27 protein-coding genes and 1 pseudogene are annotated in these 21,646 nt (G+C 70.1%); 13 read left to right on the top strand and 15 right to left on the bottom strand.

The window, feature by feature from the left end; genetic code table 11:
* Nucleotides 1-105: 105 nt before the first annotated feature.
* Entirely contained in the window at nt 106-897 is a 792-nt protein-coding gene (locus tag BLU81_RS05255) for an MBL fold metallo-hydrolase (protein ID WP_092542132.1), read from the bottom strand.
* Between the two features lie 153 nt (nt 898-1,050).
* On the opposite strand from BLU81_RS05255, the gene BLU81_RS05250 reads away from it, so the two are divergent.
* Nucleotides 1,051-1,602, top strand: coding sequence for a peptidase M23 (locus BLU81_RS05250; RefSeq protein ID WP_231954189.1), 552 nt, complete (start codon nt 1,051-1,053; stop codon nt 1,600-1,602).
* 143 nt (nt 1,603-1,745) lie between these two features.
* On the top strand, nt 1,746-2,048 hold the full coding sequence (locus BLU81_RS05245) for a hypothetical protein (RefSeq protein WP_092542130.1): 303 nt from the start codon (nt 1,746-1,748) through the stop codon (nt 2,046-2,048).
* Between the two features lie 142 nt (nt 2,049-2,190).
* Here BLU81_RS05245 and BLU81_RS05240 read toward each other — a convergent pair whose 3' ends face one another.
* Complete coding sequence (locus BLU81_RS05240; protein ID WP_157751279.1) at nt 2,191-2,856, bottom strand: hypothetical protein; 666 nt, start codon at nt 2,854-2,856, stop codon at nt 2,191-2,193.
* 164 nt (nt 2,857-3,020) lie between these two features.
* Here BLU81_RS05240 and BLU81_RS05235 point away from each other — a divergent pair, with 164 nt between their 5' ends.
* Complete coding sequence (locus tag BLU81_RS05235; protein WP_092542126.1) at nt 3,021-3,926, top strand: TAXI family TRAP transporter solute-binding subunit; 906 nt, start codon at nt 3,021-3,023, stop codon at nt 3,924-3,926.
* Nucleotides 3,927-3,968: 42 nt separating this feature from the next.
* On the opposite strand, the gene BLU81_RS05230 is transcribed toward BLU81_RS05235, so the two are convergent.
* From BLU81_RS05230 to BLU81_RS05220, 3 genes are all read right to left on the bottom strand, one after another.
* Complete coding sequence (locus BLU81_RS05230) at nt 3,969-5,342, bottom strand: sensor histidine kinase (protein WP_092542124.1); 1,374 nt, start codon at nt 5,340-5,342, stop codon at nt 3,969-3,971.
* Between the two features lie 9 nt (nt 5,343-5,351).
* Nucleotides 5,352-6,011, bottom strand: a complete 660-nt coding sequence (locus tag BLU81_RS05225; RefSeq protein ID WP_092542122.1) for a response regulator transcription factor — start codon at nt 6,009-6,011, stop codon at nt 5,352-5,354.
* 158 nt (nt 6,012-6,169) lie between these two features.
* Nucleotides 6,170-6,595: an RICIN domain-containing protein gene (locus BLU81_RS05220; protein WP_157751277.1), complete on the bottom strand. Its 426-nt coding sequence runs from the start codon at nt 6,593-6,595 to the stop codon at nt 6,170-6,172.
* 34 nt (nt 6,596-6,629) lie between these two features.
* On the opposite strand from BLU81_RS05220, the gene BLU81_RS47625 reads away from it, so the two are divergent.
* The 4 genes from BLU81_RS47625 to BLU81_RS05205 all read left to right on the top strand — a co-directional run bounded on the left by BLU81_RS47625 (nt 6,630) and on the right by BLU81_RS05205 (nt 9,435).
* Nucleotides 6,630-6,782 (top strand): hypothetical protein, encoded by a 153-nt coding sequence (locus tag BLU81_RS47625; RefSeq protein WP_157751275.1) that lies wholly within the window; start codon nt 6,630-6,632, stop codon nt 6,780-6,782.
* 196 nt (nt 6,783-6,978) lie between these two features.
* On the top strand, nt 6,979-7,830 hold the full coding sequence (locus tag BLU81_RS05215) for a helix-turn-helix domain-containing protein (RefSeq protein ID WP_092542118.1): 852 nt from the start codon (nt 6,979-6,981) through the stop codon (nt 7,828-7,830).
* The gene (locus tag BLU81_RS05210; RefSeq protein ID WP_092542116.1) at nt 7,827-8,384 is read left to right on the top strand and encodes a cysteine hydrolase family protein; all 558 of its coding nucleotides are present in this window, start codon (nt 7,827-7,829) and stop codon (nt 8,382-8,384) included. The genes BLU81_RS05215 and BLU81_RS05210 overlap by 4 nt, the downstream gene beginning before the upstream one ends.
* Nucleotides 8,377-9,435, top strand: coding sequence for a serine hydrolase domain-containing protein (locus BLU81_RS05205; RefSeq protein ID WP_092542114.1), 1,059 nt, complete (start codon nt 8,377-8,379; stop codon nt 9,433-9,435). The genes BLU81_RS05210 and BLU81_RS05205 overlap by 8 nt, the downstream gene beginning before the upstream one ends.
* On the opposite strand, the gene BLU81_RS05200 is transcribed toward BLU81_RS05205, so the two are convergent.
* A complete protein-coding gene (locus BLU81_RS05200; protein WP_092542112.1) occupies nt 9,339-10,526 on the bottom strand; it encodes a glycosyltransferase family 4 protein in 1,188 nt (395 codons plus the stop codon). The genes BLU81_RS05205 and BLU81_RS05200 overlap by 97 nt on opposite strands.
* Nucleotides 10,527-10,805: 279 nt before the next feature.
* On the opposite strand from BLU81_RS05200, the gene BLU81_RS05195 reads away from it, so the two are divergent.
* Complete coding sequence (locus tag BLU81_RS05195; protein ID WP_231954186.1) at nt 10,806-11,768, top strand: alpha/beta hydrolase; 963 nt, start codon at nt 10,806-10,808, stop codon at nt 11,766-11,768.
* A 9-nt stretch (nt 11,769-11,777) separates the two neighbouring features.
* Complete coding sequence (locus tag BLU81_RS05190; protein ID WP_092542110.1) at nt 11,778-12,788, top strand: helix-turn-helix domain-containing protein; 1,011 nt, start codon at nt 11,778-11,780, stop codon at nt 12,786-12,788.
* A gap of 170 nt (nt 12,789-12,958) precedes the next feature.
* Here the strand turns inward: BLU81_RS05190 and BLU81_RS05185 are convergent, their stop codons facing one another.
* From BLU81_RS05185 to BLU81_RS05170, 4 genes are all read right to left on the bottom strand, one after another.
* Entirely contained in the window at nt 12,959-13,462 is a 504-nt protein-coding gene (locus BLU81_RS05185) for a GNAT family N-acetyltransferase (RefSeq protein WP_157751273.1), read from the bottom strand.
* 420 nt (nt 13,463-13,882) lie between these two features.
* Nucleotides 13,883-14,368 carry a hypothetical protein gene (locus BLU81_RS05180; protein ID WP_092542106.1) on the bottom strand — a complete coding sequence of 162 codons (486 nt, stop codon included), beginning with the start codon at nt 14,366-14,368 and terminating at the stop codon, nt 13,883-13,885.
* Nucleotides 14,368-14,565 carry a hypothetical protein gene (locus tag BLU81_RS05175; RefSeq protein ID WP_092542104.1) on the bottom strand — a complete coding sequence of 66 codons (198 nt, stop codon included), beginning with the start codon at nt 14,563-14,565 and terminating at the stop codon, nt 14,368-14,370. The genes BLU81_RS05180 and BLU81_RS05175 overlap by 1 nt, the downstream gene beginning before the upstream one ends.
* A gap of 250 nt (nt 14,566-14,815) precedes the next feature.
* A complete protein-coding gene (locus BLU81_RS05170) occupies nt 14,816-15,034 on the bottom strand; it encodes a hypothetical protein (RefSeq protein ID WP_157751271.1) in 219 nt (72 codons plus the stop codon).
* Between the two features lie 57 nt (nt 15,035-15,091).
* Between BLU81_RS05170 and BLU81_RS05165 the strand changes: the two genes are divergently transcribed.
* A complete protein-coding gene (locus BLU81_RS05165) occupies nt 15,092-15,895 on the top strand; it encodes a helix-turn-helix domain-containing protein (protein ID WP_157751269.1) in 804 nt (267 codons plus the stop codon).
* On the opposite strand, the gene BLU81_RS05160 is transcribed toward BLU81_RS05165, so the two are convergent.
* Entirely contained in the window at nt 15,896-16,102 is a 207-nt protein-coding gene (locus BLU81_RS05160; RefSeq protein WP_092542098.1) for a DUF397 domain-containing protein, read from the bottom strand.
* A gap of 296 nt (nt 16,103-16,398) precedes the next feature.
* On the opposite strand from BLU81_RS05160, the gene BLU81_RS05155 reads away from it, so the two are divergent.
* On the top strand, nt 16,399-17,274 hold the full coding sequence (locus BLU81_RS05155; RefSeq protein ID WP_157751267.1) for a GGDEF domain-containing protein: 876 nt from the start codon (nt 16,399-16,401) through the stop codon (nt 17,272-17,274).
* 13 nt (nt 17,275-17,287) lie between these two features.
* On the opposite strand, the gene BLU81_RS05150 is transcribed toward BLU81_RS05155, so the two are convergent.
* From BLU81_RS05150 to BLU81_RS05135, 4 genes and pseudogenes are all read right to left on the bottom strand, one after another.
* The gene (locus BLU81_RS05150; RefSeq protein WP_092542094.1) at nt 17,288-18,214 is read right to left on the bottom strand and encodes an NADP-dependent oxidoreductase; all 927 of its coding nucleotides are present in this window, start codon (nt 18,212-18,214) and stop codon (nt 17,288-17,290) included.
* Nucleotides 18,215-18,223: 9 nt separating this feature from the next.
* Nucleotides 18,224-18,730, bottom strand: a complete 507-nt coding sequence (locus tag BLU81_RS50260; protein WP_231954184.1) for a hypothetical protein — start codon at nt 18,728-18,730, stop codon at nt 18,224-18,226.
* A gap of 60 nt (nt 18,731-18,790) precedes the next feature.
* Nucleotides 18,791-19,102: a hypothetical protein gene (locus tag BLU81_RS05140; RefSeq protein ID WP_092542092.1), complete on the bottom strand. Its 312-nt coding sequence runs from the start codon at nt 19,100-19,102 to the stop codon at nt 18,791-18,793.
* A 39-nt stretch (nt 19,103-19,141) separates the two neighbouring features.
* Nucleotides 19,142-19,477, bottom strand: a pseudogene (locus BLU81_RS05135) (integrase core domain-containing protein); the annotation flags it as partial.
* 88 nt (nt 19,478-19,565) lie between these two features.
* Here BLU81_RS05135 and BLU81_RS47620 point away from each other — a divergent pair.
* Together BLU81_RS47620 and BLU81_RS05130 are read left to right on the top strand one after the other, a co-directional pair.
* Entirely contained in the window at nt 19,566-19,718 is a 153-nt protein-coding gene (locus tag BLU81_RS47620; RefSeq protein ID WP_157751265.1) for a hypothetical protein, read from the top strand.
* Nucleotides 19,719-19,762: 44 nt separating this feature from the next.
* Nucleotides 19,763-21,541, top strand: a complete 1,779-nt coding sequence (locus tag BLU81_RS05130; protein WP_092542088.1) for an AfsR/SARP family transcriptional regulator — start codon at nt 19,763-19,765, stop codon at nt 21,539-21,541.
* Nucleotides 21,542-21,646: the final 105 nt, after the last annotated feature.

Here is a 21,646-nt window from a genome sequence, read left to right as displayed (position 1 = left end):
GATAAAAGTGCTGAACACCCCCAAACGAAACCAGCGCCCGGCAGATCCTTCCCCTCGTACGGCCGACTCTGGCCCTCCGGGGCCGAGTTGCCCGATACCGCTGTGTCAATCCCGCGGATCTGCGGCGGCGCGGCGGAGCAGTTCCGGATCGTGGGCGTTGACCAGCAGCAGACCGGGGTCGGCGGCCGCCTGGAGCTCGGTGAGGCGGGCGTGGTTGGCGCGGACCCGGGACCAGTCGTGAGCGACCGCCCGTTCCATCACCGTCAAGGTGCGGGACACCTGGCCCGTACCGTCGATCTGTCCCCGGTGGTAGAAGGCGTCCCCGGTGTGCAGGATCCAGCGGTCCCCGGCGTCGACGGCGACCGCGGCGTGCCCGCGGGTGTGCCCGCTCAGCCCGATCAGCACCACCCCCGGCAGGATCTCGGCGGCCGCGGCGAACCCGCGCCAGCCGTCACCGCGGGCCGGATCGTGTTCGACCAGCTGGGGGCCGTGTTCGCGCTGGGTCGGCAGGTAGCGGGTGCGTTCGTTGCGGGTCCGCGGCTGCTGCACGGCCGACGACTCGGCGGCGGTCAGGTGCACCCGGGCGTGCGGGAAGTCGGCCAGGCCGCCGGTGTGGTCGGCGTCGCCGTGGGTGAGCACCACGTCCCGGACGTCCGCGGGATCGTGCCCCAGCTTCTCGACCTGCCGGATCGCGGTCTCCCGGGGATCCAGGACCGGCCGGATCAGATGCCGGGCCGCCCCGATCCGGCGGGCGGGCTCGGCGATGTCCCGCAGCCCGAACCCGGAGTCGACAAGCACGAGACCGTCGCCGGTCTCCACGAGCAGCACGTGGCAGACCAGTCCGCCGGGCGATGCCCACGGCCGCATGCTGCCACAGTTCAGATGACTGACCTTCATGCCGCTCACCGTCGGTCACCAGGTACCGCCTGCGCAAGTTCGGCCCGCCCGGCATCGACCACATTGGCCGGATGATCTGACCGGTGGGGTGAAGCGGCGGATCACGAACGGTCGATATCGTGCGAACGGTTCACGTTCCTGGAAGGTACCGTCTTGCGCCTGCTCCTCACCGTCGTCGTGTCCGCTCTCGCCACGTTGCTGGTGCTCTCGCAGTTCCGGTCGGCCGACGCCACCACCGCCGCCTGCGTGCCCACGACCGTCGTCCCGTCGTCCGCGAAAGTCGTCTCGTCCTCCGCGAAATCGGAACTGGACCGGTGGAGCGAGGAACAGGTCGCCAACGCCCGGATCATCGTCACGATCGGCACCGAACGGAGAGTGCCGGTTCAGGGACAGGTGGTCGCGGTCGCCACCGCCCTGCAGGAGTCCACCCTGCGCAACCTACGCGGCGGGGACCGGGATTCGATCGGGCTCTTCCAGCAGCGGCCCAGTCAGGGCTGGGGCACGCCGAAACAGCTCCGGGATCCGGCGTACCAGACCGGGAAGTTCTACGACAAACTTCTCAAGATCCGGAACTGGGAGAAGATGCGGCTCACCGAGGCGGCCCAGGCGGTCCAGATCTCCGCGTTCCCCGAGGCGTACGCCAAACACAGCGACACCGCCACTCGCCTGGTCAGCGAGCTGAGCCCCGCCACCACCTGCACCTGACCGCCACGCCGTGGTGTGGTGAGTTGAGGTTCGGATCGCACCCCGACTCACCACACTGCGGCGGGTGGTGTCGGCGCGTGTCAAACGTGGACGTTTGACACGTCTGGCACCCTGGGCACCTTGCGACCTTGAGGGGAGGCGCTGTGGACGCTCAGGATTATGTGGTGGCGATCGTGTTCGGCGCGATCATCGGAGTGGCGGCACGGGCCGTCCTGCCGGGACGGCAGAGTATCGGCGTGATCCCGACGGTGCTGATCGGCATGGGTGCGGCGGTCGCCGGCGCCTGGGCCGCGGACCGGTGGAACCTGCACAGCGACTGGCTGTTCACCGTCGCGGGCCGCGGGTACGACTGGGCGGTCGTCGGCGTGCAGGTGGGTATCGCGGTGGTCGGCGTGGCGATCGCGGCCATGCTGATGAAGGCGGTCGACACCGGCCGCGACGGCTGACACCCGGCGACCGGATCATGAAAGCCCGACACCCGGCGACCGAGGTAGGGACGACTGATGCCCGGCGACCGGAGTACAGACGCTGAACGCTCGACCGCCGGAAGAACGGTCGAGCGTTCACCCCCGTACCGAAGAAAAGGCTTTAAACCAGCGCCGAGTCGCGCAACCGCAACCGGGGCGGGGTCGCCGGGAGCAGGTCAGCGGCGTCCGCGGGCACGGTGACCACCACGCATCCGCTGCGCCGAGTGACGTCGGCGGTCACGCCGAGCAACCGGGCCGCCCGGACCAGCACCGCCGCGACCTCCTGGTCACGGATCATCACCGAAAGCACGTGCCGGCGGCGTCGGTGCCCGGCGGCGAGCAGGGCGGCCCGCCAAGCGGCCTGCGCGAGGGTGAGGCGCTGGGCGTTGCGGGGCGAAGATGCGCCGAGTGGTTCGGCGCTGAGCAGGGCCTGCCGTCCCTGACGCCAGGCGGAGTCGAGCATCCGGGAGGTTGCGTGGCGTTGCGATTCGTGCACGAGGACACGTTCGACGGAGTACCGCCGTCGTTCCCCGCCGGAGCGGCTGTCCCGCCAGGTCAGGCAGCCGAGGCCGGTGAGCAGGAATTCGAGCCGTTCGGCCGGGTCCTCGCGGTCGAACTCGGCCAGGGCCTCACCGGCGCGCGGTACCGCCTTGAGCGGAGTCGGCCGCAGTGTGCGACTGGCGTCCACACATGCGGCCAGAACTGCCGACTCGAAGGCGGCGGGCAGTGCACCGGCGAGCACGACGGCGCGTGTCGCGGCGTGATCCAACGTCGCTGTGCGATCCATCGACTTCTCCCCTCCCGTGGTTTGTCACGTCACCGTCGCCGATCGGCCGTTCGGCTGGTACACCCGTGACGCAGACTTGAGGGAAACTTGCGCGGACCGGGCCCTCCCGCGTAGGGAAACACAGTGATCTTGGACGCACAGTGACCCTCGGAAATAGCCGCCGGATGGCGATCGCCGGTCTGACCCTACTGTTGATGGTTACTGCCTGTAGCCAAGAGGAGACACCGGAACGCGAGGTACGGATCGCGACCGGCAGCCCGACCGCGGTCTACTACGCGATCGGCACCGCGCTGAGCAAAATCATCGACGCGGAGCTGCCCAACACGACCGCGAGTGTGCTGCCGACGGCGGCGTCGGCGGAGAACCTGGAGATGGTGGCGCAGGGGCGGGCCGAGATCGGGTTCACTCAGGCGGACGTGCTGGTCACCGGCGGTGAGCCGAAACCGGGGCTGGTGGCACTGGCCCGGGTCTACGACGACCTGCTGCACCTGGTGGTCCGGGCCGACAGCAAGATCCTCGAGCTGGCCGACCTCCGGAACAAGCGGGTGTCGGTCGGCGCGCGCGGTTCCGGGACCACTGTCACCGCCGACCGTCTGCTCTCGGTGGCCGGCATGCCACAGGCGATCCAGCGGCGTGAGCTGAGCCTGGACGACTCGATCTCGGCGCTGCGGAACCGGGAGATCGACGCGTTCTTCTTCTCCGGCGGGCTGCCGGTGAGCGGGATCAAACAGGTCAGCGCCGAGGTCGGCACCCGCCTGGTCGACCTGTCCGCATGGGTGGGTGAACTGCGGCGGGTCTACAGCGACGTCTACGTGGTGCGCGACGTGCCGATGTCGGCCTATTCGATGACGACGGTGGCCACGGTGGCGGTACCCAACCTGCTGGTGGTGGCGGCGACCATGCCGGACGATCTGGCGTACGACCTGACCCGCCTGCTGATGGAGCGCCGCGGTGCTCTGGCCGCCGCGCATCCGGCGGCCGAGCGGCTGGATCTGCGGACGGCCATCGCCACCCTGCCGGTGTCGCTGCATCCGGGCGCAGCCCGCTACTACCGGTCGGTCAAGCCCTGACCGGCCGGGTCGGTCAACCCGTGAGCGGCCGCGCCGCGCCGGTCAGACCGTGAGCCGGATCGTCGCCTCCAAGCCGCCGGCGCCGGCGCCGGACGGGGCAGGCCCGAGGTCGAACCGGCCGCCGGAGGCCTCGACCAGGACGGCCACGATGGACAGCCCCAGACCGGCCCCGTCGACGTTCTGCGCGTCGGCGGCCCGCCAGAACCGGCCGGTGGCCTGACGGCACTGCTCCTCGGTCATGCCGGGCCCGGTGTCCCGCACGGTCACCTCGGCTCCCCCGTCGACCGCCCGCAGCAGGAGCAGGACCCGGCCGCCGGCCGGGGTGAACTTCAGCGCGTTGTCGATCAGCGCGTCCAGGACCTGGTCGAGGGCGGTGGCCACGACCCGGACCGGCACCGGTTCGGCGGGGACGTCGGTGCCCAGTTCGATGCCCCGGCGTTCGGCCAGCGGCTGCCATGCCTTGGCCCGCTCGGCGGTGAGCGCGGTGGCGTCGACGACCTCCACCTGCGGACGGCCCTGTTCGGACCGGGCCAGGGCGAGCAGGCCGTCGAGGACGTCGGCGAGCCGGTCGGTCTCCTCGAGGGCGAACTCCCGGTCGGTACGCAGTTCCTCGTCGTCGTCGTAACGGCTGCCCAGGTCCTCGATGCGCAACCGCAGCACGGTCAACGGGTTCCGCAGTTGGTGACTGGCGTGCGCGACGAACTCCCGCTGCCGTCGCATGGCCTCGGCGACCGCGTCGGCCATCTCGTTGAAGCTGTCCGACAGCCGCCGCAACTCGGGCGGGCCGACACCGGGCGGGACCCGGGCCGCACTGTCACCACCGGCGATCTCGTGGGCCGCGGCGTCCAGCCGGGTCACCGGCCGGAGCACCCACCCGGCCAGGCTGTGTGCGGCGGTCAGGCAGGCCGCCACGGCCAGGATCCCGACCATGGCCAGGATCAGCCAGACCGAGAGGACCGCGCTGCGGCTGCGCTCGGTCGGTGAGACGGTCAGGATCACGCCGAGGACGGCACCGCCCTCGCTGATCGGGACGGCCACCACCAGCGGTTCGCTGACCCACGGCCACAGTGTCTCGGGGGTGCTGACCTGATGCCCGGCGAGCGCGCCCCGGATCGCCGGGGCATGGTTCTCCGGTGACCAGCCGTAGACGCTGAGCAGCCGCTGGTCCTGGTCGACGAGCATGGTGCCGATGCCGTAGAGGTCATGGTAACGCCGAAACTCCTCGGTGAGGGCGGCCAGCTCACCACTGCGGACGGCGGGCGCGGCGAGCGAGGCGAACCGGGTGGCGTCGGCAAGCCGGTCGGCGACCGCCCGGTCGGTCTCCCGGCTCGCGACCGTGACGGCGAGCGGGATCTCCAGGGCGAGGAGCATGATGCACAACAGCAGCAGGTAGGTGACCACCAACCTGCTGCGCACCCGACCTCCCTATGTTGCTCGCAAACGGTAGCCGACGCCCCGGACAGTCTGCACCAGGTCGGCGTCACCGAGTTTGGTCCGCAACGAGGCCACATGGACCTCCAGGGTGTGTTTGCCGGACCAGGTGGTCTGCCAGACGTCCAGCATGATGCGCTCGCGGGTGAGGGCGACACCGGGATGGCGGGCCAGCGAGGCCAGGATGTCGAACTCCTTACGGGTCAGGTTGGCCGGTTTGCAGCCGACCTCGACGGTGCGCGCGCCGGAGTCGATGCGGATCGGGCCGACCTGGACGATCGACGGGGCGGCCGGGCTCTGCCGAGAGGTCCGGCGCAGCAGGGCCTCGATCCGGGCCTGCAACTCGGCCATCGAGAACGGTTTGACCACATAGTCGTCGGCGCCGGTCCGCAGCCCGGTCACCCGGTCCCGCTCCTCGCCGCGGGCGGTGACCGCGATGATGCCGAGGTTCTCGTCGCGGGCCCGCAGCGTGCGGCAGACGTCCAGGCCGTCGCCGTCGGGCAGGTTGAGATCGAGCAGAACCAGATCGGCCGGTGCGGCCTCGAGCGCGGCGGTGGCTGTCGCGGCGTGCTCGACCGCGTAGCCCCGGCGCTGCAACATCGAGGTCATCACCGCACCGACCCGGCGGTCGTCCTCCACGAGCAGAATCCGCATCGGTCCTCCGCCCCGTCGTCGATCGAAGGCCGAACGGTAGTCGGCTTTTGTTTCCGGCAGGCGTCCGGAAACCACTTGCAGGATATTGGCCCTTGACAGTTAGCACTACCTGTCAGGTTCGTCCTGCAAGACGCCCCTGACTGGAACGATCTCCGAGGTCAGTCCAGTTTCGGCAGGGTCGACTTGCCGTTGTCGGCGAAGGTGTACGTGGTCAGCAGCGGGGCGTCGCCCAGTTCCTCGACGATCAGGCCGGACCGGCCGATCTGCAGGAAGGCACTCTGGTTGGCGATCGAGTAGATCGGGTCACCGTCCTCGTCCCGCTTGCCGGTCGGCGCGATGTCCCAGAGCTGGTCGGCCTTGCCGGTGTCACAGGCGACGGCGGCGACCGTCAGCGACTGGGAGCCGTTGTTCTTGACGCCGAGGCACTCCGGTTCGCCGCCGCGGGCCACCTTCGCGGTCTTGATCTGGAACTTGCCGTCGTGCGGGGCGAACACGAACATGCTGCGGTCGCTGTCACCGTCGGTGAGGCCCAGGTTGCCCTCGTCGTCGAGGACCACGACGCCCTCGAAGGACTCGATCGGCACGATCACGACCTGTCGCTTGCCGGCCAGGATCGGGTTGGACGGGGCCTTGGCCGGCGACTTCGACGTCTTCGCCGGGGCCGCAGACGTCTGTACCGGCGCCGCCGAGGTCTGCACCGGCGCCGCCGACGGCCCGGAGGAGGGTGCAGAAGACGAAGACCCGGAGTCCGCTCTGCCGGCACACGCCTGAGCGGCTACGGCGGTGATCAAGCCAAGGTTGCGGAGCACAGGAGTTCCCCTTCAGATCTACGGATCAGTCGTTACACCGATCTTCGGGCAACATCGTCGCCGATGAATCACCGGTTCGTGCCGTCACACCCCGTCACCGACTGCCAGGCACAGACGGTTCCTCCCAGGCACCGACCAGCCGGGCATAACGTCGGGGGGTGAGCGTCAGAGACGAGATCCGCGACTTCCTGCTGTCACGGCGGGCCCGGATCTCCCCCGAGGAGGCCGGGCTGCCCCGGCACGGCGAGCGCCGGGTCGCCGGGCTGCGCCGTGAGGAGGTCGCCCAGCTCGCCGGAGTCAGCGTCGAGTACTACACGCGGCTGGAACGCGGCAACGCCCGCGGCTACTCCGACGACGTCCTGGCCGCGGTGGCCCGGGCGCTACACCTCGACGACGCCGAGCGGGAGCACCTGTTCGACCTGGTGCACGCCGCGAACGCGCGATCCCGCCCGGCGCCGGACCGGCCGCTGCGGCCAGGCGTACGCCGGTTGCTGGACGCGATGACCGGCACCCCGGCCTACGTGTGGAACAGCCGCCTCGACATCCTGGCCGCCAACACCCTCGCCCGGGCCCTGTTCGCGCCCCTGTTCGACAGCCCGTTCCAGCCGGTCAACCAGGCCCGGTTCCTGTTCCGCGACGAGTCCGCGCCGGGCTTCTTCCCGGAGTGGGAACTGATGACGCACGACGCGGTCGCGGTGCTGCGCACGGCCACCGGCCGCAACCCCGAAGACGAAAGACTGTCGGCGCTGGTCAGCGAGTTGCTCGCGGCCGGCGGCGCCTTCCGGTCGCTGTGGGCGGCGTACGACGTACGGCACCGCCGCACCGGCCGCAAACACTTCCAGCATCCGGTGGCCGGCCCACTGACCGTGGACTTCGAGTCGATGGCGCTGGTCGGCCACCCCGGACTACGACTCTCGGCCGGCACCGCCGAACCGGGCTCCGCCTCCGAACAAGCACTCCAGTTCCTGGCGAACTGGAGCACCACCCCGATCGAAGAAGGACACCGATGACCCGCTCCGCCCTGCTCGTGATGGACGTCCAGCTCGCCGTCACGGCCCGCTACCCCGACCCGGACTACCTGCCCCGGCTGGCCACCGCCGTCGACGCGGCCCGCACCGCCGGACTGCCGGTGATCTACGTGGTGGTCGGTTTCCGGCCGGGCGCGCCCGAGGTCGATCCGCGTAACCGGATGTTCGGGGCGATCGCCGGACGGGACACCCCGGCCCAGGCCGCCGAGGTGCATCCGGCGGTGGCCCCGCGGCCCGATGAGGCGATCGTGGTGAAACGGCGGGTGTCCGGGTTCGCCGGCAGTGACCTGGACATGCTGCTGCGCGCGTCCGGTATCGATCATCTGGTGCTGACCGGCATCGCCACCAGCGGGGTGGTGCTGTCGACGCTGCGCCAGGCCGCCGACCTGGACTACGAACTGACCGTGCTGTCCGACGGCTGCCTGGACAACGATCCCGAGGTGCACGACGTGCTGACCGGCAAGGTCTTCCCGATGCAGGCCGACGTGACCACAGTCGACAAGTGGATCGGTGACACACTCACCAACCATGACTGAGGTGTACGGGACGGTAGCGCCCGGATTCGAGGCTGTCCGTGCGGAGTTCACCGGGCCGATCGCGGCCGAGTCCGCGCAACTCGCGATCTACCGGCACGGCGAACTCGTGGTCGACCTGTGGACCGGGGAGGACACGCTGACCAGTGTCTTCTCGGTGTCGAAGGGCGCGGCTTTCCTGATCGCGGCACTGCTCGTGCAGGAGGGCACGCTCGATCTGGACGCACAGTGCCGCAGCCTGCCGTTCCCACTGACCGTGCGGGAGTTGCTCGGGCACCGATCGGGACTGATCGGGGTGGAGGGGCTGACCATCGAACAGGCAGCCGACGATCAGGCGCTCGCGCGCTGGCTGTCCGGGCGCAAGCCGTTCTGGGAGCCGGGCACCGCCACCGGCTATCACGCGCTGACCATCGGGGCGCTGGTGGACGCGGAGTTGCGCGCGGTCACCGGGCGGTCGGTGCGGCAGTGGTTCGACGAGCGCCTTCGGGAACCGTACAACCTCGATCTGTTCCTGGGTCTTCCGCAGGATCAGGAGGCCCGGTTCCGGCCGGTGCTGCCGTCGACCGGCCCTGCGTTCGCCGCGGAACCGGGTTCGGCGGCCGCGGCCACGCTCGGTTCGTTCAGTCTGCTCGACTTCGGCAACTCACCGACGGTCCGGGCCGGTGGCCAGGCCTCCGCGGGCGGGGTCGGCAGCGCCCGCGGAGTGGCCCGGATGTACGCGGCGGCGATCGGCCCAGTCGACGGCCGGCCAGCGCTGCTGCGCCCGGAGACGATCCGGGAGTTCGCCGCCCCGTACTCGCTCGGGGTCGACCTGGTCATCGGGGAGGCCGACCATTACGCGCTCGGTTTCGAGAATCCCGTCACCAAGTTCCCGTGGGCGGGCCGCCACACGCTCGGGCACAGCGGCGCCGCCGGTTCGACCGGTTGGGGCGACTACGAGAGCGGTCTCGCGTACGGCTACGTCCGCCGCCGTTTCGACGGCCCGGACACCACCGCCCTGGCCGAGGCGGTGAACAGGTCCTCCCAGAGCGGCACGACCACCGGCATCTCGTAGTCGGCGCTGGACTGCCGGGCCGCCGCGCCCAGCCGGTCGCGGACGGCGGCGTCCTCGATCAGGCGAGTGATCCCGGCGGCCAGGGCGTCCACGTCCGCAGCGGGGATGAGCAGGCCGTTGACGCCGTCGTCGACCACGTCGGCGGGGCCGGTCGGGCAGTCGAACGACACCACCGGCAGGCCCGCGTTCATCGCCTCCAGGAGCACCATCGGCAGGCCCTCCTTACGGGAGCTGAGAACGAAGATCGAGGCTTTGGCGAACTCGCCGTCCAGGTCCCGGGTCACACCCCGCAACCGGATCGTGCCGCTCAGGCCACGGCTCTCGATCATTCTGGTGAGTTTCGGGCGCCACCCGCCCTCGCCGAAGATGTGCAGCTCCCATTCCGGGTGAGCCTCGTGGACCTGCTCGAAGGCCTTGATCAGCATGTCGAAGCCCTTCTGGCGGCCGAGCCGGCCGGCCGCCACGACGACCGGCACACGGCCGGGGGCGGGCCGGCCGGTGCGCGCCGGGATGCCGTTCGGAATCCGGGCCACCCGCACCGCAGGACCCAGCGCCGCCTGGTAGGCGGTCAGGTCGGCCCGGGTCAGCACGGTCACCGCGTCCAACCGCGGGTAGGCGCGCACGATCCGGTCGCGCAGACGTTCGCGGTAGCTGCCGAAGTTCATGTGGTCCTGCCCGATCCGGGTCAGCCGGCGCGGCGCGAACCACGCCGACAACAGGTTGAGTCCCGGCCGGGTGGTGACCAGCACCGCGTCCCGCTGGGCCCACATGTACCGGATCACCGTGAGGTCGACCGCCGGGTCCCAGCGCCGGTAGCGGAAGTCCCGGCCGTGCGGCAACGGGTTCGGCAGCACGCGGGTCCGGCGCAGCGGGCGGGAACCGCTCCCCCACCGGGTCCCGTCCGGTTTGAGATCAGTGAGGCTGACCAGCCGGACCCGGGGGTCGAGAGGCAGCGCGGGCTGCTCGCCGGTGCGGTAGACGCTGGCTATCTCGACGTCATGCTCGCCGGACATCGCGCCCGCCTGGTTGAAGATCGTGCGGATCGTCCCGCCGACGCCGTAGGCGTTGTGCACCAGATACCGGATGTTCACCGGCGCAGACTAGACAGCGGCGTCAACTGATCTCAATGCGCGGCTTCCACCGTGGCCGGGCGCCAGGCCCGCCACGAACTGGCCGGCGCCTTCGCGAACATGAGCCTGGACGCTGAGCAACTGATGGCGCTGGAGATCGAGGCGGTGACGACGGAGGGCTAGACCCGCCGGATGGCGGGTCGATTCCGCCGGATGGCGCTCGATCGGCGGCGCGGCACACCGCATGCTGATGACACCGGTCACATGGTGGTGACCCGGAATTAACCGCAGGAGGCCGCCGTGACGACCGTTCCGTTCGACCCCGAACTCGCCGCCGCGCTCAGCGTCATCAGCGCACAGCTTCCCCCGTCCATCACGCCGGAGATGATCCAGCCGATGCGGCAGGGTGCCACCCTCGCCCCGGTCACCGACGACGAACTGCGGCGCGACGGCCAGTTCACCGTCGAGGAACGCGCCGTCCCCGGACTCGACGGCGACCCCGACGTCACGCTGCTGATCTGCCGGCCCACTGCGGCGACCGGCACCCTGGGCTGCCTATACCACATCCACGGCGGCGGAATGATCATCGGTGACAACCGGACCGGGATCACCGAGATGCTGGACCTGGCCGAACACTTCGGGCTGGTAGTGGTGTCGGTGGAGTACCGGCTCGCCCCCGAGACACCGCACCCCGGACCGGTGAACGACTGCTACGCGGGTCTGCTGTGGACCGCTAAGAACGCCGCCGCCCTGAGCGTCGACCCGGGGCGGCTGATCGTCGTGGGCGGCAGCGCCGGCGGTGGACTGGCCGCCGCGCTCGCGCTGATGGCCCGCGACCTCGACGGCCCGGACCTGCTCGGACAGTTGCTGATCTACCCGATGCTGGACGACCGGAACGACACGGCGTCATCCGTACAGATGGCCGGGTTGGGAATCTGGGATCGGGGTTCCAACCGCACCGGCTGGAGTGCGCTGCTCGGCGAGGCCGCCGGCGGACCGGACGTCTCCCCCTACGCCGCACCGGCCCGGGCCACCGACCTGTCCGGGTTGCCGCCCGCGTTCATCGACGTCGGCAGTGCGGAGACCTTCCGGGACGAGGACGTCGCCTACGCCACCCGGATCTGGCAGGCCGGCGGGCGCGCCGAACTGCACGTCTGGCCCGGCGCGTTCCACGGTTTCGACGCCATGGTGCCGAGCGCCGCGCTCTCCCAGGACGCCCGGCAGGCCCGGGTCCGCTGGCTCGACCGGCTCCTCAACTCGTAGATTCAAACCATGAGGGACTTGGCCGTACGGTTGGCCGCGCTCGACGCCGACGCCAGCGCCGCCGTGCAGGTCATCGCCTATTTCGACGGTCTCGTCGAAGCGGGCGCCGGCTTGCAGAGCATCGTCCGCGGCGCGGCGGTCCTGGCCGGCTGCCCCGCCCGTCTCGACGACACCTCCCGGCGCGTCCACATCCGGATGCTGCCGGACGGCGTCGCCACTCCGCCGGCCACCCCGGCATCGTCCACGCAGGCACCATCCACGCCGGCTCCGGCCGCCGCGGATTGGCCACACCTCGATCTTGGTACCGCTGTGCTCTGGCTGGAACGCACCGGCGACCCCGGGCCCGTCGACGCCATGGTCCTCGAACGGGCCGCCGGAGCCGCCCGGACCGTGCTCGACCGAACTCGCGGCCGGGCCCCCGCCCCCGACGACCCGGCCATGACCGAACTCCTGGTCGACCCGGATGCCGCCCCCGAGTCCCGGCTGCGGGCCGCCCGTCGGCTGGGGCTGGAGGGTTCCGCGTACGCGCTGGTCAGACCCACCGGGGAGGTCACCTTGCTGGCCGCGTCCACGAACCCGCCACCCGGCCGGGCCGGCATCGGCCCCACCGTCCCGATCCTGGAACTGCCCGCCTCTCATCTGGCGGCCCGCATCGCGGTCCGGTTCACCGCCGCCGGCACCGACGACGACCCCGGAGAGCCGCTGGTACGACATGACGAGCTGGGTTCCCTAGCGGTGCTGGCGTCAGTGCCCGATCCCGGCGAGGTGCCCGACGTGCGCACCCTGAACCAGGCCGCAACCACCGCCCCATGGCTGCCGGCCACCTTGCACGCCGTCACCACCACGAACAGCTTGCGCGCCGCCGCCACCCACCTGCGCCTGCACCACTCCACTTTGCAGGACCGAGTCACCCAGGCCGAGCACCTACTCGGCTGGACCCTGCACACCCCGCACGGCCTGCTCCGGGCCCGCCTCGCCCTGACCTTGCGCCACCTGAACCACACCCACCGCCAGCCCTGACGGTCCGCATCGACGGCGGGCCGGCGACCCACCACTCACGCCCGGCGGTCGCGGCACGATCCGTCAACCACGTGGCATACGACGGAACGCGCGTTCACCGTACAAAAGTCTGGCGATCATCTCGCCGAAGGTGGCCGTCGCGTGCCAGAGGTTCTCGCCGGGCATTCGTCCTACATGCGCACCGGGCGCTCAAACCAGGTGGAACTGATGCGCCTACCGCGCTTGATCGCATAGCCGGTGAAGGTGCCTACAACAGTGAACTGCCGCGAGAGATGCAGTGCCACGGACGCGTCATTGGGCAGCGCCACAGCAGCCACGACATGGTGAGCCTCAGTGTCGCCCAGCTCGGCCAGCAGCATGTCGTAAAGCCGGCCGCCGATCCCTTGGCCCATCGCATCGGGAGCGAGGTAGACGCTGGTTTCCACGGTGCGCTGGAACGCAGGATGCGCCCTGTACGGGCTGCTCGTGGCATACCCGACTACCCGTCCGTCTTCGGCAGCCACGATGAGCCGATGCGAGCCGACCGGCGCATACGTCGCCCACCAGGCCCGCCGGTCGTCGAGGCTCACCTCAACTTCATCGAAGGTGGCGTAGCCGGTTCGGATGTGATGGTTGTAGATCTCCAGCAAGGCCGGTAGATCGCCTTCTTTCCCGGCGCGCACATCGATGATCACCCGGGCATTCTGCACGATTGCCGCGCCGGCCGCGGACGGCTGCGCCCGAAGGTTTCAGCCCTAGCGCCATACCTACCAGGGGAAACACTGACGTGACGCCAGCCGTGAGCGCGACAGCGGCCAACGCGATGATCACGGACCCCAGACGGAGCCAGGTCAGGTTGACCGCGGCACGGGCAAGACCACGTCCGGCACGGCCACGTAGCAGCGCGATCATCGCAAGCACCGCGAGAACGACGCCGACCGCAGCGGACATCCCGGCCACGGCGAACGGCAGAGCCTCCTCGGTGGTGAATCCCCCGGCATGGTGATCCGACCACGCCATCGCCCCCAGGCCGGCGACCAGGCCGTCGGCCAGCGCCGCAACACCGATCAGAACCGCGAGCAGCGCGTTCCCGCCGTGCCGGGCACGTGCCGCGGTCATGCCGTACCCGCCGGCGGCCAGCGCCCTCGAAAGGAACCGGTGTCGTCGAACTTCTGCCGAAGCGTGCTGTTCGCTGACGTACAGGCATGTTTGAGGGTTTCGCATCCGACGATCAACGTCACCGAGGCGGTCACCGCGGCCCCGGCGGCGATGAACGGTGCCGCCGGCAGGCCGAAGACCGTGGCGCTGGAACCGATGGCACCGATCAGGCCCACGACCAGCGAGACCAGCGCCGCGACCTTGTCCAGTCTCAAGCTGAGTCCGCTGTAGATCTCACTTGCCTCCTCCACCAGGGTTACAGCCTTGCGTTGCAGCTCGGCGTACGTGTCCAGTAGTCCCGTCGGCAGCGCCGCCCACGACAGTTCGTGCGCGCTCAGAGTCAACTGGCTCGCCGCTTGAGCGGCCTGCCGGGTCACCGCCGCGACCCGCTCCCACGAGTCGGCATCGTGGTGCAGCGCTTCCAGCGCGACCTGAAGTGTCATCAGCTCACCAACCCGAACCGGCAGGCGAACCCGAACGGATCCTGCATCGTCCACTGGGCCTCGGCAAGCGGACTGTCAGCGATCAACTGCTCCACGCCGTTGGCAGTGACCTGCCGATATGCGGCCTGAAACGGCGCGACGAACTGCCGGCTCAGATTGGCTTCATGAGCCTCCCGCAGGCTCCCACCGCGGACCACATCGCGTTCACCCCGGCGACGCCATAACCCCGTGCTCGTCCACCGTTTTCATCCCCGTCCCTGAATTCGCCGCCAGCCGTCATCGCACAGCAGCACGAACACCAGCCAATACGCACTGAATGACCGCTCATGGCGACCCATGGCCCCTGGTAGTCGTCAGAGGGCTCTCACGTCACCCAAAGCGGCTCCAGCAGGTCGGGAACGTCCTCGTCCGCCTTACGCGCGTGCACGGCGGCAAGCATGACGAGGTTCATCCCGTCGATGCCGCGCCCAGCAGCTCGCAGCCGAGGCTGACGAGGTCGGCTGCGATGGCCTCCTCGGGCACTTCGTTGCAGACGAGGAGCCGGACGAGTTGGTCGAGGAGATCGTCGACGTTGCTTCGGCCGGTCGGGCCGACGACCTGGTGACTGCTCAGCCGACGAGTTGGCTGTTGACAAGGCAGCATCGCGGGTAGGGTGGTCTGGATCACCGTCCACACAGGTTGGCTAAGCGGAGGTAAGGCGTGCCGGTCACGGGCCAACGTGTCGTGCGACGAGCGTTGGGGCGGCGGTTGACCCGGCTGCGCATGGCGTCCGGCATGAGCCGGCGCGACGTGGTGGACGCGCGCCTGGGCATCTCGGAGCCGACACTGCACCGCATAGAGACGGGCAAGGTTCCGGTCACCGGGGCCAACGTCCGCGCGCTGTGCTGGCTCTACGGCGCCGACCAGAGCATCACCGACGCGCTGGCCGACCTCGCGCTGGGCACGTCGCAGCAAGAGTGGTGGGACGCCAGCCCGGTAATCCCCGAGTGGTTCAAGCTGTACGTCGGGCTCGAGGCGTCGGCGTCGCGAATGTTCGGGTACGACGGCGAGATCGTCCCGGGCGAGCTGCAGACCGTGGAATACGCGCGGGCGGTCTTCGGCGCCGAACAGCCGGTTGACACGCAACTCGCCGAGCGCCATATCAATCTGCGCATGCAGCGGCAGAAGACGCTCTTCACCCGCACCCCGCCGGTCCGCCTCGTGACAGTGCTCGGCGAGGGTGCGGTGACCCGGCCGGTCGGCGGCGACCAGGTGATGAAGGATCAGATCGAACATCTGCGGCGGCTGTCCGGAGAGGACGCCATCGACATCCGGGTGCTGCCATTCTCGGTCGGGGCGCACGCGGCGATGGCCGGCGCCTTCCGGATACTCGAGTTCGACGACCCGGACGATCCGGACGTGGTCTACCTCGAGTCCCACGTCGGGGCGCTCTACCTGGAGGAACAGGTAGAGGTGGACGAGTACCGGCGGATCTTCACCCTGATCAGCAGGGATTCCGTACCCGTCGGCGACTTCCGGCCGACCTGATCAGTCGGACAGCAGCCGGTCGAATTCGCCGCGCTTGGCGCCGAACAGGAACGAGTCCCACTCCTCGGTCGTGAACACCACGGTGCCGGCCTCGCGGGCGTTGCTGTTCCGGACCTCGATCAGGCCACCTTGGCGGCGTGCCTCGACGCAGCTGCCGCCGTTGCCTGTCGACCTGCTGGAAATGATCCAGCTGGTTTCGCTACTCATCGGCGACCCTCCCCGGGGGCTGCTTGCTGTGCGTAACTGACGTGCCACCTAAGTGGCGTCGGCCTGACGTGCAGAATCAGTATCGAGGCGTACGCACGAATCTTTCACCACGAAAGTGGCGACACTCAGAGTAGCCGAAATTCGCTGTGGATGCATCTAGTCGTCGTGAATACTGTCCTCGTGAAATCTTGCACGAGCCTCGATCGGCTGACATGATTCCGGAGTGGAGCCGGGCGTTCACCCACCGTCCACTCGACAACTCCAACAGGTCCGCCGCAGTTGGGAGAGGACGGCCGATGCGGATCCTCGCTTCTGCAGCCGCCGACATGAGCGGCGCGCCGCCGGATGATGCTCAGCTGCGGGACGGGCCCGAGATCGCCCGCCTCCGGGCTCGCATCCGACAGCTGGAGCAGGAGCGCGCGTCACTCCAATGGATGGCCGGCCACGACGAGCTCACCGGACTCGCCAACCGTCGCCTCTTCCACACCGTCGCCCCGGAACGGCTGCGTCGCGACGATTGCTCGTCGGCCGTGGTGATCCTCGACCTCAACGGATTCAAGCCGATCAACGACACGTACGGGCACGACGCCGGTGACGAGGTCCTCCGCGTGGTCGCCCGGCGCATGGCCGACTGCCTCGGCAACCATCTGGTGGCCCGGCTCGGCGGTGACGAGTTCGCCGCCCTGCCCCGCGCCCCGCACCCCGACGTCCCACCGACGTGGTGGCACGAGGTGGCCACCTCGCTGAGCGCCGCGATCGCACCCCCGATGCTCGTGCGGGAACACACCCTGTCCGTCACCGCCTCGATCGGCGTTGTCCCGGCCGGGCGCTCGTCCGACCTTCCCGACCTGATGCGCCGTGCGGACCAGGCGATGTTCAGCGCGAAACGACACGCGAACTCGACCGACAAGGCCGGCATCACCTGGGTTGTGGCCACCGAGAAAGGCGACCACACCGAGACGTACGGGCCCGAACCCGTGGCGGGGTGCCGGCCAGGCGACCCAGTGTGGGTGCACCGCAGCGGCGCCCGCCGGGCCGGAGCGGTCGAGAGCGCCGGCGAATGGGCGGCTCTGGTCCGTTACCGATGCCCGAACTGCGCCGGCACGATGGTCGACACCATCCCCACGAGCGGCCTCACGATCCGCGCCGAGGCCGACCCGTACCTGGACTGAAAGCCCTCCGCCGTCAGTCCACCGTGAGCACGAGCTTGCCCTGCAGGCCGCCGGTCAGCACCCGGCGGTGGGCCTCCGCGGCCTGAGGCAACGGCATCGTGGCGGCCACGCGCGTGCGCAGTCGGCCCGCCGCCACCTGGCCCACCAGGTCGGCCAACAGCTCGCGGTCGTGCCGGATCAGTTGCAACTCTTGACGCACACCCCGGGCCGGCACCAGGGGCGGCGTGGGCCGGGTGGCGACCACGATCCCCCTGTCTTGGACGGCAGCGGCCGCCGCCTCGCCGACGGGGACCGCGTCGAACACCGCGGACACCGGCCCGACCGCGGGCAGATCAGCCGTACGGGAAACGACCTCGTGAACGCCGAGGCCGTGCACCCATTGCTCGTCGTTGTCGCTCGCCTGAGCCAGGACGCGGTAGCCGGCCTGGACAGCAAGCTGGGCGGCGAAGCCACCGACACCGCCGCTCGCACCCGTGACGAGAATGCTGCTGCCGGACGGCAGCATGGCCAGCGACACCAGCAACAGCCCCTGGTGGGCGGTCTGGGCGTTGAGCGGCACCGTGGACGCGGGCACGAAGTCGAGCTCGGCCGGCAACCGCACGAGCCAGTCGGCGTCGGCCGCCACGAACTGGGCGTAGCCGCCCGGTGCGCCCCGGGTCGCATACCACGGAATCATCCCGACGACCCTGTCACCCACTCCGAACTCGGCAACACCGGGCCCGACCGAGGCCACCTCGCCGGCGATGTCCCACCCGGGCAGGAACGGCGTCGGAACCGGCCCGCGGGGGATCTCGCCGGTGGTGGAGGCGACGTCAGCCGGATGCACGCAGACCGCGCGAACCCGGACCACCACCTGACCGGGCCCCGCCTCAGGATCGGGTAACTCGGTCACCTGCAACACCTCAGGCCCGCCCAGCGCGGCCGCTACGACTCCCAGCATCTGTCCACTCTAGACCCAAATCTCCACGGGCAGGGCGCGGCTGTGGCCCGAACCTGAGCTGGCCCGTTGTACGCGTGCGTTGGCGCAACCGTGATTGTTTCGAAGGACCAGAGTTGGCCCCACTGGGCGAACTTCTTTCGGTACCAGCGGCTCCTGGCCAACAGCGCACCAAAGAGAAGAACCAGCAGGCCACAGGTGGGGCCAAATGGTCTTGGTGCGCGGAGGGGTGGAGCCAAGAGAAGTTCGATTGCTGGTACCGAAACAGGTTCGTACAAACAGCGCCAACTCCTCGGCCAGCGCCGCGGCGTCCGGCGAGTAGAACGGCCAGAGGACGAGAGTACGGACGTCGCCGGCCTCCCTGATGTGCTGTGCGGTCTCCTCGACGCTCTCACCGAAGCGCACATCGTACCGGGTCGCGGTCTCATGCTGGCCCAGCAGCGCACCCAACAGCACGTGGAAGCCGTACGTCACCGCCGTGCGATAGCGCAGCACCAGGACCAGCTCAGGACCACTCATGCGGCGATTTTGCCAGTTCGCTGGCTGAGGTCGTCGAGGCCGCGCGCCACGGGCCTCGGTTCAGAAAGTATCGGCGGTGTTTAGCCGGTTCCGGTTCTCTGGGTGGCGCAGGTAGTGCTCAAGTGATCGCAGAACGGGCCGGGCGTTGGCACCCAGTGCGGGCGCGCCGATGACGATCGAGGGCCGGAACCCTTCTTCGAACCGGTTCGGGCGGCGGGTGCGGGCTCGGTGCCGGGCGTTCGGGGACGGGTGTGCCCTGATGACGATCAAAGGGAGTTGGCTGTTCACTCCCACGTCGTAGATGGCGTCCCATGGCGTGTACGACTCGCTGGTCAGTGACTGGTGGTAGACCCCGGCCGGGGTCAGAACCACGCGGCCCGGTGTCAAGCCCCGGGTTTGATGGAGAGTTGGTTAGCTGGTTTTCAGGGGTGCGGTGACCGGTTGGGTCATCGCGTGTAGGGCCTCGTGTTCGGCGGGTGGGACGTGTCCGAGTTCGCCGTGCAGCCTGCGGTTGTCGTACCAGTCGATGTACTCGACGGTGGCCATCTCCAGGTCGTCGAGGCCGCGCCACGGGCCTCGGTTGCGCACGAGTTCGGCCTTGTACAGGGAGTTGAACGCCTCGGCCATGGCGTTGTCGAACGAGTCGCCCTTGGAGCCGACCGAGGCGACGGCGCCGGCCTCGGCGAGCCGCTGGGTGTAGCGGATTGCTCGATATTGGACGCCGCGGTCCGAGTGGTGCACGAGTCCTTGCAGTTCAGCGCCCTGATTCTGGCGGCGCCAGATCGCCAGTTCCCCGGAGCACTTCTCGCAGTGGTTCCGGGAGTTCTACGGCCCGGTGACCCGGTTGTCCGGCAGCCTGACCGGCGAGCGGCTCGCCGAGTTCGCCGTCGACCTCGCCGCGGTCGCCCGCGAGTTCAACCGGGCCGACGACGGTACGGTCGTGGCACCGGCCGAATACCTTGAGGCCGTCGGCATCCGACGCCGGTAGACGCACGGCAGCATCGATGGCAGGACGCGGCGAGCGGGGGACGGTTGCTCACGATCAGGCTGCTGGGGGTGCCCCGGCTCGAACGGGACGGTCGGCCGGTAGCCGGGCCGCGTGGCCGCAAGGCGTGGGCGTTGCTCGCCTACCTGCTGCTCGCCGGTCGCCCGCCGGGCCGGGCCCGGCTGGCCGAGTTGCTGTTCTGCGAGGCCGCCGATCCACTGGGCGCACTGCGGTGGACCCTCGCCGAACTACGGCGCGCGCTGGGCCTGCCCGGGATGCTGGGCGGAGACCCGGTCGATCCGGCGCTCGGCGCCGACGTGACCGTGGACGTGTATCTCGGGGCGGTTGACTATCCGTGCATGGACGGTGAGTTGCTCGAAGGCCTGGTGGTGGAGTCGTGCCCGGAGTTCGACGCCTGGCTGGCGGTGGAACGGCGCCGGGTCGCAGCCGTGGCCGAGGCGCGGCTGCGACAGGTGGCGTTGGCGCTGCTGACCTCGGGGCGGGCCGGGGCGGCTGTGCCGTACGCGACCCGCGCGGTCGCCCTCGCCCCGCTGGAGCAGGGTAATCACGAGTTGCTGGTGCGCAGTCTGGCCGCCGCCGGTGATCGACGGGCAGCGGCCGCACAGGTCGAGGCCTGTGCGGACCTGTTCCGGCGGGAGCTCGGCGTCGAGGTGTCAGCGGCGCTGCGGGACGCGGCCGACGCCCGGCCGGGGGCGGTGGGTGTCCCCGCGATCGGTGGCAGGGCGGCAGCCGCCAGCCAGATCGAGGCGGGCCGGGCGGCCATCGCCGCGGGCGCCGTCGACGCGGGGCTGCAATGCCTGCGCCGGGCGGTGGCTGAGGCAGAACGCTGCGCCGACACCGCCCTGCGAGCCCGGGCACTGGTGGCGCTCGGCGGCGCGCTGGTGCACGCCGTTCGTGGGCGCGACGAGGAGGGCGCGGTAGTGCTGCACGAGGCGATCCAGGTCGCCACTGGTGCCGGCGACCGGGTCGGCGTGGTCACCGCGTACCGCGAACTCGGTTTCGTCGAAGTGCAGGCGGGTCGGCGCGGCACGGCGGACGGCTGGCTGGCGAAGGCGCACCACCTCGCCGAGACCGACGGCGAGCTCGCCGCGGTGCTGGGTGTACGCGGGATGAACTCGTCAGATCATGCCGACTACCCCACGGCGTTCGGGCAGCTGCACGAGTCGGTGGAGCGGGCCCGGAGCTGTGGCGACGACCGGCAGCAGGCGTGGTCTCTGTCGCTTGTGGCTCGAGCGCACCTGCTGCGCGGTGACCACAGTCCGGCGATCGTGGCGGTGCAGCGTTCGCTGGAGCTGGTGCACGAGCAGCGCTGGATCGCTTTCCTGCCCTGGCCGCAGGCGTTGCGCGCGGAGCTGGACCTGCAAGCCGGCGACGTGGAACGGGCGGCCGACGGACTGGAACAGGCCTGGGCGATGGCGGTGCAGCTCGGCGATCCGTGTTGGGAGGGGATGGCCGCGCGCGGGCTCGGCCTGCTCTACGCCGGCAGGGGCGATCACGTCGCCGCGACCGGCTGGTTGACCGAGGCTGCGGACCGGTGCAACCGGACGCCCGACCGATACCAGTGGATCCGCGCCCACGTGCTGGACACCGCGATCACTGCCGCGCTGGACCGTGACGACGCGGACCGGGCCCGGCCGCTGCTCGCCGCGTTGCAGACCCTCTCCGCCCGCTGCGATCTGCGGGAGCTGGTGGTCCGGGCCGCCCTGCACTCCGCCCGGCTGGGTGATCCGGCCGCGCTGAACTCGGCGCGGCTGCTCGCCGCAGACATCGACAACACCGAGCTGCACCGCCTGATCAACACCTGAGGAGAGACCATGACCAGCACGATGGACGCCTGGCAGGGGGTCGACGAGGGCTGGGGTCGCCAGGCCGCGGATTTCGCCAGTCTCCGCGAACCCGGCAACTGCCGC

This window comes from Actinoplanes derwentensis (assembly GCF_900104725.1).
GTDB classification, from domain to species: domain Bacteria; phylum Actinomycetota; class Actinomycetes; order Mycobacteriales; family Micromonosporaceae; genus Actinoplanes; species Actinoplanes derwentensis.
The sequence above is the reverse complement of the archived record's forward strand: the minus strand, read 5'-3'. Positions and strand labels throughout refer to the sequence as shown.